The 15,411-nt window shown below is 43.4% G+C and carries 14 protein-coding genes and 1 riboswitch; of the genes, 10 read left to right on the top strand and 4 right to left on the bottom strand.

Annotation, left to right across the window (positions count from 1 at the left end):
* Window positions 1-320: 320 nt before the first annotated feature.
* A complete protein-coding gene (locus NYE25_RS16200; protein WP_042191569.1) occupies window positions 321-983 on the top strand; it encodes a YheC/YheD family protein in 663 nt (220 codons plus the stop codon).
* Between the two features lie 314 nt (window positions 984-1,297).
* Window positions 1,298-1,441 (top strand): sporulation histidine kinase inhibitor Sda, encoded by a 144-nt coding sequence (locus NYE25_RS16195; protein ID WP_036685584.1) that lies wholly within the window; start codon window positions 1,298-1,300, stop codon window positions 1,439-1,441.
* 131 nt (window positions 1,442-1,572) lie between these two features.
* On the opposite strand, the gene NYE25_RS16190 is transcribed toward NYE25_RS16195, so the two are convergent.
* Window positions 1,573-2,547 (bottom strand): NAD(P)/FAD-dependent oxidoreductase, encoded by a 975-nt coding sequence (locus NYE25_RS16190; protein ID WP_094877850.1) that lies wholly within the window; start codon window positions 2,545-2,547, stop codon window positions 1,573-1,575.
* A 331-nt stretch (window positions 2,548-2,878) separates the two neighbouring features.
* Here NYE25_RS16190 and NYE25_RS16185 point away from each other — a divergent pair, with 331 nt between their 5' ends.
* A complete protein-coding gene (locus NYE25_RS16185; protein WP_042130890.1) occupies window positions 2,879-4,072 on the top strand; it encodes an NAD(P)/FAD-dependent oxidoreductase in 1,194 nt (397 codons plus the stop codon).
* A gap of 1 nt (window position 4,073) precedes the next feature.
* Window positions 4,074-4,352: a hypothetical protein gene (locus NYE25_RS16180; protein WP_042191567.1), complete on the top strand. Its 279-nt coding sequence runs from the start codon at window positions 4,074-4,076 to the stop codon at window positions 4,350-4,352.
* 58 nt (window positions 4,353-4,410) lie between these two features.
* Here NYE25_RS16180 and hemQ read toward each other — a convergent pair whose 3' ends face one another.
* Window positions 4,411-5,163: a hydrogen peroxide-dependent heme synthase gene (gene hemQ / locus NYE25_RS16175; protein WP_042191564.1), complete on the bottom strand. Its 753-nt coding sequence runs from the start codon at window positions 5,161-5,163 to the stop codon at window positions 4,411-4,413.
* Between the two features lie 349 nt (window positions 5,164-5,512).
* On the opposite strand from hemQ, the gene NYE25_RS16170 reads away from it, so the two are divergent.
* The 3 genes from NYE25_RS16170 (at window position 5,513) to dnaI (ending at window position 8,616) form a co-directional block, all read left to right on the top strand.
* Window positions 5,513-5,809, top strand: a complete 297-nt coding sequence (locus NYE25_RS16170) for a YuiB family protein (protein ID WP_042130887.1) — start codon at window positions 5,513-5,515, stop codon at window positions 5,807-5,809.
* Window positions 5,810-6,102: 293 nt separating this feature from the next.
* On the top strand, window positions 6,103-7,641 hold the full coding sequence (locus tag NYE25_RS16165) for a DnaD domain protein (protein ID WP_042191562.1): 1,539 nt from the start codon (window positions 6,103-6,105) through the stop codon (window positions 7,639-7,641).
* An 18-nt stretch (window positions 7,642-7,659) separates the two neighbouring features.
* Entirely contained in the window at window positions 7,660-8,616 is a 957-nt protein-coding gene (gene dnaI, locus NYE25_RS16160) for a primosomal protein DnaI (RefSeq protein WP_341146380.1), read from the top strand.
* Between the two features lie 166 nt (window positions 8,617-8,782).
* On the opposite strand, the gene NYE25_RS16155 is transcribed toward dnaI, so the two are convergent.
* Entirely contained in the window at window positions 8,783-8,938 is a 156-nt protein-coding gene (locus NYE25_RS16155) for a YqzM family protein (protein ID WP_143759540.1), read from the bottom strand.
* Window positions 8,939-9,296: 358 nt separating this feature from the next.
* On the opposite strand from NYE25_RS16155, the gene trxA reads away from it, so the two are divergent.
* Window positions 9,297-9,614 carry a thioredoxin gene (gene trxA, locus NYE25_RS16150; protein ID WP_042130884.1) on the top strand — a complete coding sequence of 106 codons (318 nt, stop codon included), beginning with the start codon at window positions 9,297-9,299 and terminating at the stop codon, window positions 9,612-9,614.
* A 121-nt stretch (window positions 9,615-9,735) separates the two neighbouring features.
* Window positions 9,736-11,688 (top strand): excinuclease ABC subunit UvrC, encoded by a 1,953-nt coding sequence (uvrC, locus tag NYE25_RS16145; protein WP_339267016.1) that lies wholly within the window; start codon window positions 9,736-9,738, stop codon window positions 11,686-11,688.
* A gap of 106 nt (window positions 11,689-11,794) precedes the next feature.
* Here uvrC and NYE25_RS16140 read toward each other — a convergent pair whose 3' ends face one another.
* Complete coding sequence (locus tag NYE25_RS16140; RefSeq protein WP_149644995.1) at window positions 11,795-13,480, bottom strand: CPBP family intramembrane glutamic endopeptidase; 1,686 nt, start codon at window positions 13,478-13,480, stop codon at window positions 11,795-11,797.
* 315 nt (window positions 13,481-13,795) lie between these two features.
* Window positions 13,796-13,977: riboswitch (cyclic di-AMP (ydaO/yuaA leader) on the top strand.
* 134 nt (window positions 13,978-14,111) lie between these two features.
* Between NYE25_RS16140 and NYE25_RS16135 the strand changes: the two genes are divergently transcribed.
* Window positions 14,112-15,407, top strand: coding sequence for a TrkH family potassium uptake protein (locus NYE25_RS16135; protein WP_341147736.1), 1,296 nt, complete (start codon window positions 14,112-14,114; stop codon window positions 15,405-15,407).
* Window positions 15,408-15,411: the final 4 nt, after the last annotated feature.

The following is a 15,411-nucleotide window of genomic DNA, read 5'->3' as shown; positions in this document are numbered from 1 at the left end:
TCCCCGCGCTGTTTTTAGCGAGCCTCTAATTCATTATTATATAGTAGGAATTGAAAATGTAACCGCTATTAATAATACTACGCTTTTGAAGATTATTCTAGTTATAGTGAACTCATCCATTGCGATTTAGATGTCGAATGTTCAGAAATGAGGTTCTACAAAATCTGCAATCTAACCTGCGAGGTTGAGAATGTTGTCGATACAAGCTCTAAGCCCTTTTTGCTAAGAGCTTCCTCCTACACGGACAATCATACAAGAGGGTGGGGCCTTTTCTGAGTAATGTATAGGGTAGGCTGGAATGTGAAAGGAGGGAAAGGACGATGTCGGGAAGACAATTGGCTAGCAAATGGTTGAAGACAGAGGCATTGCTCAGTGACGCGAGGGTTTCTCATTATATACCAATGACGAGGGTGTATTCGGCTGACTCACTGTTAGCCATGCTCCGGAGATACGGAAATGTTGTTATTAAACCAATAGTTGGCGGTGGAGGCTACGGTGTAATTAAAGTGTTTCGGGATAGTCGAGGTTATGGATTTACTTATATGGACAGAACTCGAATTTACAAGGACTTTAGATCCATGAGACGAGCGCTTCATTTCGTCAAGGTTAGACGTAAATATTTGATTCAACAGGGGATTTCTCTCGCCAGAATTGGTGGGCGTCCTATTGATTATCGGGTCAAAGTAGTGAGAAATGGCGGTGTTTGGGAGTTTCGCTCTATGGTGGGAAGATTGGCCCGGCCTGGCCTGTTCGTAACTAATTTATGTAAAGGAGGCACGATGCTTTCTTGTCGAGAAGGACTTCGCAGATCCTTGCCTCGAATTAAAGCCTCAGCGAAGAAAGCAGAAATGCGCAGGCTAACGCTCGTATGTATCGAACTGATGGAGCGGCATTTCCCTGGAATAGGCGAACTGGGTTTTGATTACGCCGTGGATTATTCAGGTAAAATATGGATTCTGGAGGTTAATACAAGACCTCAGTAAATTAACAAAAATTTTAGAATTGACGATAATAGAGTAGTAAGATAAAATTGCGTTTAGTTGCGTTCTTTTGGGGTAAATTATATTGTGATTTATTTACAATAAAAATATATTTTTAGCTGTATACAAGTGGTTCAGTCCTGTGTATAACTATTATCCCCATATTCCACTGTGCAGTTATCACCTTTGTAACGCTTACGCACATATTATACACAGGATTTCCACATGTACTTGTGGATAACACGAACGCTTGTTCGAAAAATGATAGTTTGATATGATAGATTCAGATCCAAATACAGGAAAGGTAGATGAACGTTATGGTTGAATTGTCCGATGAGATGCTTCTAGACTCTTACCATAGAGCGATAGAACTGCAACTAGAGCATGATTTCATCGCTCTTCTACTCGTTGAGATTCGCAAACGAAACTTACACTCTCCAGTTCATGCGGTTCTTCATTAAAAGAGCGCAAAGTATACCTTTGTAGCTGGCTACATATAAATAAACCGCGAGTCACAAACATAAAAGGGTATCCTGATAGGCTAGTATTGATAGGCCTGTCAGAATACCCTTTTTTATTGTGGTAGATAGAATTAGAGTTTCATATTACTACTGTGTCCTGGTGAAAGCTTGGCTTCCGGATCGATGTAGACTTTTGCATTATTCACAGCCGTTGGGGCTTCGCCGAATCCTACAGCAATTAGCTTCAGCTTACCTGGATATGTGGTGATATCGCCGGCTGCAAAGATTCCCGGAATACTCGTTTCCATACGTGAGTCAACGACAATGGAGTTCCCTTCAATATCGATACCCCACTCTGCAATGGGTCCCAGAGAGGAAACAAATCCGAAATTGACGATTACACTGTCGACTTCGATTTCTTGTGTTTCCTTGGTCTTGATATGAGATAAGGTAACCTTAGTAATAAACTCGTCACCATGCAGTTCTGTAATTTCAGTAGGTGTAATTACGTTAACTTTGGAAGCCATCAGATTCTCTACGCTGTGCTCATGCGCACGGAATTTATCCCGGCGGTGAATCAGGGTTACTTGCTCCGCGATCGGTTCCAGCATTAGTGCCCAGTCTACTGCGGAATCTCCACCACCGCTAATCAGAACTTTTTTATCTTTAAAGGCATTTAAATCATTTACAAAATAATGAAGGTTGGCTTTTTCAAACCGTCCTGCGTCTGGCAGTTCTAAACGACGAGGTTCAAAAGCGCCTACGCCAGCTGTAATGATAATAGCTTTACTGTGATATTCTGCTACATCGGTTGTAACTACAAAATGGCGTTCGTCCCGTTTCTGAACAGAAATTACTTTCTCCTCCAGCCGGATATTCGATTGGAACATATCCATTTGCCGTGTCAGGTTGTCAACCAATTCTTGTGCAGTTACTTTTGGAAAACCTGCTACATCATAAATGTATTTTTCAGGATAAAGTGCAGCAAGTTGTCCTCCCAATTGGGGCATACTTTCAATAAGTGTTACTGATGCCTGACGCATGCCACCGTAAAATGCGGCAAACATGCCAGCTGGACCGCCACCTATGATTAAAAGGTCGCTCATAGGAACGCCGGATTGCTCTTGTGTCACGGGATATTACACCTCCGAGTTGATATATTCATTTTGCCATACTTGTATTCTTTCTTATTATAAACATTGTGACACATACCTGCAAAGAAAGACTTTAGAACACAATAAGAATGTGACGTTTTTTAGTATTTTAATGTTTGATTAATAGTACACTAAGGTTTACAATGGATATGGTCAATTTAGAAATCCTTTAAGTTTGATTGGAATTTCTTCTAAATATAAGTGTATAAATTCACAAAAAGGACCGTACATTGTTTCAATAAAAAATACAAAGACAGATTTACCTCTTGGAAGGAGCCGGAACATGAGTAGTATTCCCAAAATCGTAATCTTAGGCGCGGGCTATGGGGGTATTTTGACCGCACAGCGCTTACAGAAGGCTTTGAACTATAATGAAGCGGATGTCACGCTCGTAAACCGTCACGAGTACCACTATTTTACTACCCATCTACATATGCCTGCCGCGGGTACAGACAGTATTGAACACACTCGGGTGTCTATTTCTAAACTAATCGATGAATTCAAGATCGATCTCGTTAAGTCATCTGTTCAGGAAATTCGTACCCAGCAGAAAAAGATTATTTTGGAGGATGGTACTCTTTCGTATGACTATCTCGTCATTGCTTTGGGCGGAGAGCCTGAAACATTCGGTATTCCAGGACTTGATAAATACGCACTGACGATCCGGAGCATCAACTCCGTTCGTTTGATTCGTGAACATATTGAGTATCAATTTGCCAAATATAAGAACGAGAACAATGCTCAGGAGCATATTAATTTCGTAGTCGGTGGTGCCGGCTTTAGCGGAATTGAATTTGTGGCCGAATTAGCTGACCGCATCCCTGGGTTGTGCAAAGAATTTGACGTTGATCCTAGCATGGTAAATATATATAACATAGAAGCTGCTCCAACAGCTCTGCCTGGATTTGCTCCAGAACTTGTTGAGTATGCGATGAACTTGCTCACTAAGAAAGGTGTTACATTCAAGATGGGCGTTGCGATCAAAGAATGTTTACCAAACGGTGTAATTCTGGCATCAGGCGAAGAGATTAAGGCTTCTACAATTGTCTGGACAGGCGGAATTCGAGGGAATCGTCTGATTGAAGCTGCAGGATTTGAAGCTATGCGTGGACGTGTGAAAGTAGATGAATATTTACGTGCACCAGGCCAAGACAATATCTTCATTATTGGAGACGGCTCCTTGATGATCAACCCAGAAGGACGTCCTTATCCGCCAACGGCACAAATTGCTATGCAACAGGGAGAGTGCTGTGCACATAATTTGGTGGCTGCGATCCGTAATCAACAACCCAAGAAATTCGCATTCAGCAATAAAGGAACAGTAGCTTCTCTAGGTAAAGGTCAAGGGATTGCTGTAGTTGGCAGCAAAACTTACAAGGGCTGGACTGCAGCTCAATTGAAAAAAGTTGTGGATATGCGCTATTTGTTCATTATCGGTGGGATTCCGCTGGTTCTGAAAAAAGGAAGATTCTTATAAGATGCGTCACTGCAGCGTGCAGGTGCGTGGATTGCTGACCCGAGAAGAATTGGACCGATATAACGGACTGATTGAGGTTGGATCTTATCTGGAGGATCAGAATCAGTACGATCTAGCGTATGTTGTTCAAAAGGAAATTGATCTGCTCATTCTCCCTGGCATTGAACGCTTAAAGGAAAAAGGGCGAGCGCGTGACCGGGCTACGGCTGAATATTTGGAAAGTCTGCGTGATGATGAAGATGACAGCGAAGAGGATGAGGAAGCAGGAACTTCGTTATAGCATTTAAAAAGGGTGAGTCTCCATAAAGATCTGGGACTCACCCTTTTTATTATTACAATTACAATTTAAGCATTTCTTCAAAAGAATCCTCAGTCAGCAGGTTGCCGACATAGAAAGGTCCGAATTCGCCGTAGCGAGCACTGACTTCGTCAAAGCGCATTTCGTAAACCAGCTTTTTGAATTGTAGCGGATCTTCAGCGAACAGGGTTACGCCCCATTCCCAATCATCAAAACCTACGGAGCCGGTGATAATTTGTTTCACCTTACCAGCATAACCACGTCCGATTAATCCGTGAGAAGCCATCAGCTCCCGACGTTTATCCATATCAAGCATATACCAGTTATCGGCGAGCTCGCGTTTCTTGTTCATTGGATAGAAGCAAATATGCTTCGCTTGCGGCAAAACAGGTTTTAGACGTGCGATAACATGCGGATTCTGCATAGGATCACTACCATCGCTGCCCCCCGCAAGGTAATTGCTTAATTCAACAATACTTACGTAGGAATAGGCTTTAGTTGTATATTGAGCAAAAGCGATTTTGTTAAAGGCCGTCTCAAGCTGGTTCAAATCTTCCAAGCTTTCGCGCAAGAACATCATTACGAAATCGGCCTTCTGGCCAACGATGGAATATACCGCGGAGCTGCCTTGTTTGGCTTCTTCGACAGGACTCCATTCTTGCATAAAAGCATGTAATTCTTCCAGAGCAACGGCACGTTCTTCATCATCTGCTGCCGTCCATGCGGTCCAGTTCAGTGAGCGGAAGTCATGCAATGCATACCAGCCTTCCAGTGTCATAGCGGCTTCGTTCATGATCTCACTCCTTAAAAGTTTTACGAAGCATAGGCTCCGCTTGAAATAACATCGCGTAAAACTTGCATCGGAAGTATACGCTTTGTTTTACGAAGCATAGGCTCCGCTTGAAATAACGTCGCGTAAAACTAGCTACGAAGCTCCTGCATCATAGACTATGTATGATTTATTAATCTATATGCATTGTATCGCAATCAAGTTGCTTAGAGCAAATGATGACATTCCGTTGTAAGAGTATTAGACCTAATTTTGAATAAAGTTCATTGCTTCGTGACATTTTTTCTAGTAAACTTACTACTAGCTCGTATAAGATGTGCGCTTCTTTATAGAAAGGGGTAGTGACGGTAAGATGGGGTTTATTCCAGTGTTTATCCTAACCGTTTTATTCTTTGTGATGATGTTTGGTATTGGATTTATTCTTAACATGTTAATGAAGACAACCTGGTTTCCCGCTTATCTATTCGTACTTATTATTCTACCCGTCGTAGTCTATTCCATTTGGGATAGAAGCGCGATGTCGCTCTGGGAGCATCTCTCCAGTTTCCACTTTGTTGATTACTTAACTGGTGTCGCTGGTCTTGCAGGTGCTATATTGAGTGGATGGACCATTCAAAAACTGCGCTTTGGCGGTTACAAGATGTTTTAAAGATTTAATCGGAAGACCTGCGGCTCTGATGTGAGAGTCGTTTTTTTTGAACATATAAGCTTTTAGTTCTACGCTAAGAATCAATTTTGAAATTCAGCGAGAAACGGAACCTTCCTCATCCAGAGGACAGTGAAGCCGTTTCTTCTTGTTTAATAGAGGTAGATAATCGTATGAAAAAGCTGATTATATAGCGAAAAGAGTCGGAATTGGTATTTTATTTACATTTCCGGCGACGTTTTTTATGATAGAATAGAATCCTGTATGAATTCGTGAAAACAAGGGGGTATCCGTAGATGCGCATGAGTAACTTACATCATTTCACCGAACATCATCGGTACTGCGTTTCCCGCGAATTTGGTCTTAGTGTTATAGATGGACGTATGCTTAGCTCTGTGTATCAGCCTATGGTAGGAGCTTTTGCAATCAGTTTCTATCGCTTGCTGGTTGAACATGTACCAGCAGATAGCATTGGCTATTCTGGAGTGGAGCAACAGCGCAGATTATTTATGACGCTAGGCGTTGAACCAAATGAGAAAGGCCGCAAATATTTAATAGATCAGGCTTCCCGTTTAGAAGCGGTAGGTCTGCTACAGACCTGTCGAATCTATGTGCCGGAAACCGATGATTACTTATATGAATATGAGCTTATGCCGCCGCTATCGCCAGCTGACTTTTTTGCCACTCAGCATTTGACGTTGCTGTTACGCGATAAAATCGGCAAATTTGCTGTGCTGTCCTTACGGGAACAATTCTGGAATCGAGAGCCAGAAGAATGGAGTCGCAGATCCATAGGCAAAGAGAATATTTCCGTGCCTTTTTATGATATTTTTCAACTTAATACACATGTCATTGATTATGAGCTGGAGCAGGCACTTGCAGAAGTAGCCACTGTGCGTCAGCCTGGTATGCGTGAATCTGGAGAACAAGCGATTGGATATAGTGATATTATTTTGCGTTTTCCAAGGGAATCCGTGAACCGGGCTCATGTAGAAAAACTGCGTTTTGACCATACTCAAATGGGTGTTATTAACTATGTAGCTCATAAGTACGAACTCAGTCCGCAGGATTTATGTCGTCTGCTGGATGAAGATGGCGTGTTCTCACCGGATGGCGAGGTTATTCTGGATGCACTGCAGTATAAAGCGAGCCAGCATTTCAGGCAGGATATGAAACGACAAGAAAAGCGTGAAGTTGCTGCTGCTAAGGTTGTTTCCATCCGTTCCAGTGCCTCTGAAGAGAATGATGATTCTATAGCACCACCGGAGCAATCTGTAGAGATGGAGTATTATGTAGAAGTACCACCACAATTTTTGTCCAAATGTGACATCCACCAATATAATATGATGCTGCGGAACGAACCTTATACGCGGCTGCTTCAAACTTTTTTCCCAGGTGCAGTACCCAGTCATTTGATGGATATGTTCGAGAAAATAGATTTGAACTATAAGCTAAGCGGTGAAGTAATCAATGTACTTATTCATTACTTAATGACTATGGTAGCCTCAGGTGGAGAACAGCGAATGAACCGCAATTTTGTGGAGGCTATCGCTTCCAATATGCTGGTTAAACAGGTGAACACCTACGAAAAGGCTGTAAAATATATCAGGGATCAGTCCAAAGTGAAAGGCAAGGGAGCTACAACTAACACGGCGGCAGGATCTCGATCACGTTCATATGCTAAAAATACAGGTCGATCCGCTAAACCGGAAATTCCGATTGTGCTGGACGATGGAAGTGCCGGAACGGTATCGGAAGAGGAATTCGCGGCGATGATGAAGAAAGCGGCAGAAATTAAAGCCAACAAGAAAAAAGGCGTTTCCCAAGCGCCGTAAAGAAAGAGAGGTGGAACTATGGAGTCTATGGGCGATGTGCTTCGTTCGATCAACAATCCAACTCTACGGCAGCGTCAACGCGATCTTGAACAGGAGTTATTCAATCATCCACTTGTGAAGGCATTACAGTCTGAACATCCTGAGTTAGATGATTCGCGACTGCGGCTTCATATGAGCCGCCTGTATCAATATGTAGAGGAAAGCCGCCACTGTGCGAACTGTCCGGGTCTAGAGAAATGTCCGAATGATTTCCCTGGTCACTTTAGCAAACTTACGGTCGAGAGCGTGAATGGTTCGGCGGACTTATATGAACGCAAGACGGCATGCCGGCTTAAAGTGGCACAGGATAATCAGGATAGCATCCGCAAACGTATCCGTAGCTTTTATGTGGACGAACGTGTGCTCAATGGCGGTTATGATGAAATAGATATTATGGGCAAGGATCCACGCCGGGTCTCTGCTGTTAATAAAATATTTGATTATATCACGAGCGTTAAAGAAGATGGTTTGACCTCGCGCGGGATTTATTTACATGGGACTTTCGGAACAGGTAAAACATTTCTGATGTGTTACTTGCTTCATGAGCTTGCTGTTGCCGGCTATACTGGAGTTATCGTATATATGCCAGATTTTATCGAGGATTTGAAGTCGATCATGATGGACGGCCAGAAGATGAAGGAAACCGTAGATACGTTGAAAAACTGCGATTTACTTATTTTTGATGATATTGGTGCGGAGAACTTGAATCCATGGGCGCGTGATCATGTGCTTGGTGCGATTCTGAATTATCGGATGAACCGTAAGCCAACCTTCTATACCTCAAATTATCCGCTCGATGGTTTGGAGAAACATCTTAGCTTTACGAGCAAGGATGGCGAGGAGATTTATAAAGGTCAACGTTTGATGGATCGTATTGCTCCTTTTGTGGATGTTATTCCACTGCATGGGGAGAATCAACGGGGGACGATTAGATAAACTCGAAATATTCATATCCGTAACATTCAAAAGAGCAGCGATTCTCCTTTTATTGGAGGATCGTTGCTCTCTGTTTTTTCTTATTTACTCTCAAAAAAAAGAAGCCGCCCCCTAAGTAGCATTCACTACTTTTGAGACGGCCTCTGTTTATATTGCGATGATTCCCTTACTCCGAAATGAACTTAATGATAACCATGCCGAAAAAGACAACGGTCATAAATGCAGTCATTCCGAAAAATCCATTCATTAAATCGCCTAGATCATTGCGGGGTTCTTCGTTGATATGTTCTCGTGGGTCCCGTGCTTGCGCGTTGACATCCATAGCTTCTGCCTCCTTACAGGGACAATGCCTGTATTGTTAAGATGCAAATTGAGTTGACCATTATGAAATAAGTCATTGACATTTAATGCGCTTTCTTAGAGTATACCGAAAGGCTGGGGAGATTGTAAAGAAAAGAGTAACGTAAATAAAATTAGTTTGAGAGCAATATAATTGTATGTGATATATAACATATCCCTTAAAGATATGTTATACTGGAATTGTGTCGGTAAGTGGTAATTTGGTTATCATATTACATGAAACAATTTATTAACTTATATTTTCGGAGCAGCTTCCATAAACTAAGCTTTGGTTTAGAGTGGAGTAATGTTTCGTAAAACTTTAGAGGAGGAACAATATCATGGCTATCGTGAACGTGTCTGACCAAACCTTCAGTAACGAAGTGGAAGGTCAAGGTACTGTAGTAGTAGACTTCTGGGCTCCTTGGTGTGGTCCTTGTAAGATGATTGCTCCAATCTTGGACGAATTGTCCGCAGAACTGGGAGACAGCGTGAAGATTGCAAAATTGAATGTGGATGAGAATCCGGAAACGGCTTCCCGTTTTGGCGTGATGAGTATCCCAACCCTGATCTTCTTCAAAGACGGTCAACCGGTAGATAAAGTTGTGGGATTGAACTCCAAAGAATCCCTGAAAAATATCGTAGCTAAACATCAATAATTGTTAAATGCTACTGTTCGGGCCTCGGCCCTGCCGCTCAGCGCCTTCGGTTCATTCCGGAGGCGTTTTGTGTGCTGAATGCCAATTAATTATGGGTCCAATTTAGCTGGAGGGGATCATTTTGGACAATATCCGCAATAAACTGGCTCTATTACCCGACCTGCCCGGGTGCTATCTGATGAAGAATGAAGAAGGCACCATTATTTATGTGGGTAAGGCGAAGGTGCTTAAGAACCGGGTTCGCTCTTATTTTACAGGCAGTCATAATGGTAAAACTCAGCGGCTTGTCGCTAACATTGCTGATTTCGAATATATTGTTACGTCCAGTAACATGGAAGCGCTCATTCTCGAGTGCAATCTGATTAAGAAGCATATGCCGCGTTATAACGTACTTCTGAAGGACGATAAGACATTTCCTTATATCAAAATAACGAATGAAACTCACCCTCGGCTTGAAGTCACACGCCGGGTGATTAAAGATAAAGCAAAATATTTCGGCCCTTATCCTAATGGTTATGCTGCACAGCAAACGAAAAAGCTCCTCGATCGTATGTATCCGCTCCGTAAATGTGGCGTAATGCCAAAGGAAGTCTGTCTTTACTATCACATGGGCCAATGCTTGGCGCCGTGTGAGAAGGAAGTGCAGAAATCCGAGTATGAGCAGATTACGCAAGATATCGCTGCTTTTCTGAGCGGAGGTCATGATGCGGTTAAGAAGGATCTACAGCAGAAGATGCAGGAAGCTGCTGAGGAATTATATTTTGAACGGGCGAAGGAACTGCGGGATCAGATTATCCATATTGATGCATTGATGGAGAAACAAAAGATTAACACCACAGATACTAAGGATCGTGACGTATTTGGTTATGCGGTAGACAAGGGATGGATGTGTGTACAGATTCTGTACATGAGACAAGGGAAGATGATTCAGCGCCACTCCTCTGTCTTTCCGTTCTATGGGGAAGCCTACAGTGACTTTATGTCTTATGTGACGCAGTATTACAGTGATAATCCTGCTCTGCCGCAGGAGATTCTTTTGCCGGATGTGCTTGACGAGGAAGCAGTGGTTGATAAAGAAGCTAAACCGGCGATTGTCATTGCTGCTCCAGCAGAAGAAGATCTACAAAAGGGGGAAGATACCCCCGAATCGCCTGAAGAAGTTGAGGCACGTGAAATGGCCGCTGCGGAAGCATCAGCAGCAGGTGTCGTTGATGCTGCAGGTGGCGCCTCTATTCTACAGGAGTGGCTCGGCACCAAAGTGCTAGTGCCACAGCGTGGCCTCAAGAAGCAGATGGTCGGTATGGCCTGCCAAAATGCTACAGTCGCAATCGATGAGAAGTTCCGGCTTATTGAACGAGATGAAGTACGTACCTCTGGTGCTGCAATGAGCTTAGGCGAGAGCTTGGGGCTCGAACGCTTAAGCCGGATCGAGGCGTTCGATAACTCGAATATTCAAGGGACTAATCCGGTTTCTGCGATGGTTGTCTTCATTGATGGCAAGCCCGCACGAAAAGAGTATCGTAAATATAAGGTTCGTACGGTGGTGGGTGCGGATGATTATGGAACGATGCGCGAGGTCATCCGGCGACGGTATGAACGGGTGCTGAAAGAGAACCTGCCGATACCAGATCTTATCGTAGTCGATGGTGGTAAAGGGCAGATATCCTCAGCTATTGATATTCTGGAGAACGAGCTGGGGTTATTCATTCCGGTCTGTGGTCTCGTTAAGGATGATAAGCATAAGACGGCTCAGCTTTTGGTTGGAGATCCGCCAGAACCTGTCGCTTTGGCTCGGGATAGTCAGGAATTTTATCTGTTGCAACGGATTCAGGATGAGGTGCATAGGTTCGCCATCACCTTCCACCGTGAACAACGTGGGAAGTCCATGGTTACTTCTAAACTGGACTCCATACCAGGTATAGGCGAGAAGCGGCGCAAGGCGCTGCTTAAGCATTTCGGATCACTAAAGAAAATTAAAGAAGCCTCCATAGAGGATTTTAAATCACTTTCTATTGGCGAAAAGCTGGCTAGTCAAATTCTTGAGGCGCTCAAGGATGAAGAGCCAGCGACATAGGCATTCGAAATACTGGAATGATGTATACGTAAATATAAAAAAGGTGTCACAGCAGTTTTCTGCTGTGACACCTTTTTTTATTATAGGTTATCCACCCGTTACTTCTTTAAATTACAGATGTAGGTTCAACCGGCTTAGGTTCTGATTTTTGCGGTGGATTAAACCGATAGACGATGTAGGCGACTATGAACGGCATGATAATCGCGAAGATACCAGCCCCTACATTCACGCTTTCCTTCATAAAGATCAGCGTAGCGCCCATCAGAATACTGTCAAACACGACGTGACTGAACATGACGGCAATAAAGCCGTAACGAAGGAATATATAGCTAAAGAGCAAACCGATCACGGTCAGCTCAATAGGACGGGAACTGATGGGGTAGATCGGATACAGCGTATGGCCAAACGCCCAAACCAGCGTGGTGATCAGGCAAGCAATGAACGTGCTTCGGAATACTTTTTTCAACATAGGAATTCCGAAAAAACGATAAATGGCTTCCTCGGATAAACCAGCGAGCCATGCAACGATGGGCAGCAGCCAAGCATATCTCATATTGTAAGGAGATTGAGTAGCGTCAGTAGTGGACCAGTTCTGCAAGGTAAGTGATAATACGATGAACATAAGGGTCTGCACCCCTAGCAGCACGAATGCCCAGACGTATCCAGCCCGGATACTATCCAGAACATATTTTCCATAGCCAGGCTCTTTAGCACGAGGCCATGGGTTCATCCCCTCTTCTTTTTTCCATAGGCCGTCCCCTCCAACTAAAGAAAAATAGAGCAGGGAGGACATTAGGAGGCTATATAAGGCATAAATGATGAACATTATGACGGAAGTTATCTGAGCCTCGAGTCCTTCGCCTGAGGATTCAGGGAGCATATTATAGGTGCTGATCATCATGATTACAAAATAAGCTGAGCTTAGGAATATTCCACGCTTAAAGGAGGTATGTTCTCTTCTAAGTATGCTGTAGATGAGTGCCAGAATTCCTAAAGCTAAAGTAGGCAAACCGTAGCCGAATAAAGTAAACTTTTCCGCGAGAGAGGTCTGGTCCTTTACATAGGAGGTATGCCAGGCTGGAGCGGTGAATCCTGCTTTAAAGCTGGATACCTGTTCGCCAGTGAAATCGAAATAATAGTGTAGTAAGGATTCGCCGATCTGAACGGAACGATCTGTATACACGAGCCCGTAGTTTCCCGTATTCGATTCAATTTGCAGCTTGGCGGGATTTACATCCCATTCCTGAAGCCAGGGACGGGCAAGACTTTCTTTTTGTGCAAGTGATAAGGTAGTACCCTTGTCCTCTTCTTTTGCACTGGTGGATACATTGTTTGGTAATCCGGTACCTGATCCTTCTGCACCTTGTGTGAAAGCGACAACTGCACCAGTATACATATTGAGGTCAACAGAGATCAGTGGCTCTTGTTCCGCTGAAGGACTAAGTGTTACACGAAAGATGTCAAAAGGATATCGTTGATCCAATTTCTTTTTTGTATAGTCCTCCAAAAGCTTCTCGCGGGACATATAACCATAAAAGGAAGAGTCCGTATCGTACAGTACATTCCACTGATCGGTTGGTGCTTTGGTGTAGTTCAGCTTTTGTTCTGCGAATGATATGGCTTTGTCGCGGGCTTCCGCCTTGCTGATGACAGTAGTATCTTCCCCGGCAGGGCTATTTAGCACCGAGGGAGCAATTTGAAACATAATAAATAGAATAAGACCGATAATGCCCGAGATGATGAGCCTCTTGGAGAGGGCACGTTGCTGTAAGGGCTGGCCAACGGGATTCATGTAACGCCTCCTTGTAAACTGACAATGTTATGTTCCATTATAGTATTAGTGCCATGATAGTTACAAAAATCATCGTATATTCTTTTTATGGGTAATAGAGATATTATAGAATAGGTAGCTGAATATATACCATGAATTTAAGGTGATTATTTCTTCATTTTTCATGAAAATCGATGCAATTGCAGGGAAAACACGGAAAAGTGATGAGAAAAGGCTCTCCTTATGGTACATTCTCTCCAAACCGCATTTTTCATTTGATTCACCATTAATTGTGTCTTTGTGATTTATCGAAATAACATATATAATTTGTATGCAATTGTATAATAGCCGAATTTCAGATGAAAACGGGGGAACCATAAGAAGTAATGAAAAGATGATTATACGCCATAGGCGTTGTCTTTATTCATCAGGGGTGAATTTCGTTCTAGGAACGAATAGGGCAGCCTGCACAGTCCGAATCCGTCAGCTAACCTCGTAGGCTAATTTTCTGCAGGAACCAAGGGTAGCATTGGTTTTCCAGTGCTTTTTTTGTTGGAATTTTTTAAATTAAGATAAGAGGGTGAGCGTAGTGGCTTCACAGTTTCGCAGGGTTTCTGAATCAAAGTTCCTGAAGCTCTCTCCGCCTCAGATTATGGTGCTTGGTTTTGCATCGATCATTCTGATTGGAGCCTTGCTCCTTATGCTTCCCATTTCGAGTACCAACGGGAATGCTGTGAGTTTTATTGATGCGTTGTTTACTGCAACATCGGCAACCTGTGTGACAGGACTTGTGGTGCTAGATACCGGGACGACATTCACAATTTTTGGGAAAACCGTGATTATGATGCTTATCCAGGTCGGCGGCTTAGGGTTTATGACAATGGCCACCTTATTTGCCATGATGATGAAACGCAAAATTTCTTTGCGGGACAGACTGATCCTGCAGGAAGCAATGAACCAAGGCTCAATGGAGGGGATTGTTCGACTGATCCGGAGGGTACTTATTTATTCTTTGGTCATCGAAGGCTGTGCAGCGGTGCTTCTGTCCATACGCTGGGCATTTGATATGCCGCTGGGAAAGGCCATTTATTTTGGAATATTTCATGCGGTGTCCATGTTTAATAATGCTGGATTTGATATTTTCGGGGATTTCCGGAGTTTAACCGATTATGTATATGACCCGCTTGTGAATATCGTGGTGATGTTTCTGATTGTCTCCGGCGGTATTGGTTTTATTGTCATGTCCGATCTGGTGGAGTTTCGTGTCAAACGTAAATTATCTTTGCATAGCAAAGTGGTCCTCTCTACCACTTCAGGGCTTATTCTTATCGGTGCTTTGGTTATTTTTATTTTTGAATTTACGAATCAGCGCACATTGGGTAATCTAAATTTCGGCGGCAAAATATTATCGGCATTCTTTCAGTCCGTATCGCCCCGAACCGCCGGTGCTAACACGGTGGATATTGCCGGACTGCGGCAAGCCTCACAGTTCTTTATGGTTATTCTTATGTTTATTGGTGCATCACCGGGTTCGACGGGTGGCGGGATCAAGACAACAACGTTTACGATTATGATTGGTGCGGTAATAGCTATGCTACGCGGACGTGAAGATGTTGTACTGTTCCGTTATCGATTGGCGCAGGAGCGTATCTATAAGGCGTTGACATTAACTTTACTGGCTTTACTATTGGTCCTCTCTGTGTCGATGTTACTGTCCACAACAGAGGATAGTAATTTCTTAGCGATATTATTTGAGACAACCTCTGCCTTTGCAACGGTAGGACTAAGCATGGGGCTGACACCTGAGCTGTCTATCATCGGCAAGATTCTGATCTGTCTGACCATGTTCGCGGGTCGGCTAGGTCCATTAACATTAGTGTATGCGCTTGGACCAAAACAGGGTAAACCATTGTATAAGCACCCAGAAGGTAAAATAATTATTGGATAGGAGT

The organism is Paenibacillus sp. FSL E2-8871 (assembly GCF_038000345.1).
GTDB lineage: Bacteria > Bacillota > Bacilli > Paenibacillales > Paenibacillaceae > Paenibacillus_AQ.
This window is presented reverse-complemented; position numbering and strand designations above follow the sequence as displayed.

Excerpts from the sequence above, each read along its gene's own strand:
- NYE25_RS16190 (WP_094877850.1), bottom strand. The coding sequence starts at position 2,547 with ATGAGCGACCTTTTAATCATAGGTGGCGGTCCAGCTGGCATGTTTGCC.
- dnaI (WP_341146380.1), top strand. The coding sequence starts at position 7,660 with ATGGAGTCTATGGGCGATGTGCTTCGTTCGATCAACAATCCAACTCTA.
- NYE25_RS16200 (WP_042191569.1), top strand. The coding sequence starts at position 321 with ATGTCGGGAAGACAATTGGCTAGCAAATGGTTGAAGACAGAGGCATTG.
- NYE25_RS16140 (WP_149644995.1), bottom strand. The coding sequence starts at position 13,480 with ATGAATCCCGTTGGCCAGCCCTTACAGCAACGTGCCCTCTCCAAGAGG.
- NYE25_RS16135 (WP_341147736.1), top strand. The coding sequence starts at position 14,112 with ATGGTGCTTGGTTTTGCATCGATCATTCTGATTGGAGCCTTGCTCCTT.
- NYE25_RS16155 (WP_143759540.1), bottom strand. The coding sequence starts at position 8,938 with ATGGATGTCAACGCGCAAGCACGGGACCCACGAGAACATATCAACGAA.
- NYE25_RS16185 (WP_042130890.1), top strand. The coding sequence starts at position 2,879 with ATGAGTAGTATTCCCAAAATCGTAATCTTAGGCGCGGGCTATGGGGGT.
- NYE25_RS16180 (WP_042191567.1), top strand. The coding sequence starts at position 4,074 with ATGCGTCACTGCAGCGTGCAGGTGCGTGGATTGCTGACCCGAGAAGAA.
- hemQ (WP_042191564.1), bottom strand. The coding sequence starts at position 5,163 with ATGAACGAAGCCGCTATGACACTGGAAGGCTGGTATGCATTGCATGAC.
- NYE25_RS16170 (WP_042130887.1), top strand. The coding sequence starts at position 5,513 with ATGGGGTTTATTCCAGTGTTTATCCTAACCGTTTTATTCTTTGTGATG.
- trxA (WP_042130884.1), top strand. The coding sequence starts at position 9,297 with ATGGCTATCGTGAACGTGTCTGACCAAACCTTCAGTAACGAAGTGGAA.
- NYE25_RS16195 (WP_036685584.1), top strand. The coding sequence starts at position 1,298 with ATGGTTGAATTGTCCGATGAGATGCTTCTAGACTCTTACCATAGAGCG.
- NYE25_RS16165 (WP_042191562.1), top strand. The coding sequence starts at position 6,103 with ATGCGCATGAGTAACTTACATCATTTCACCGAACATCATCGGTACTGC.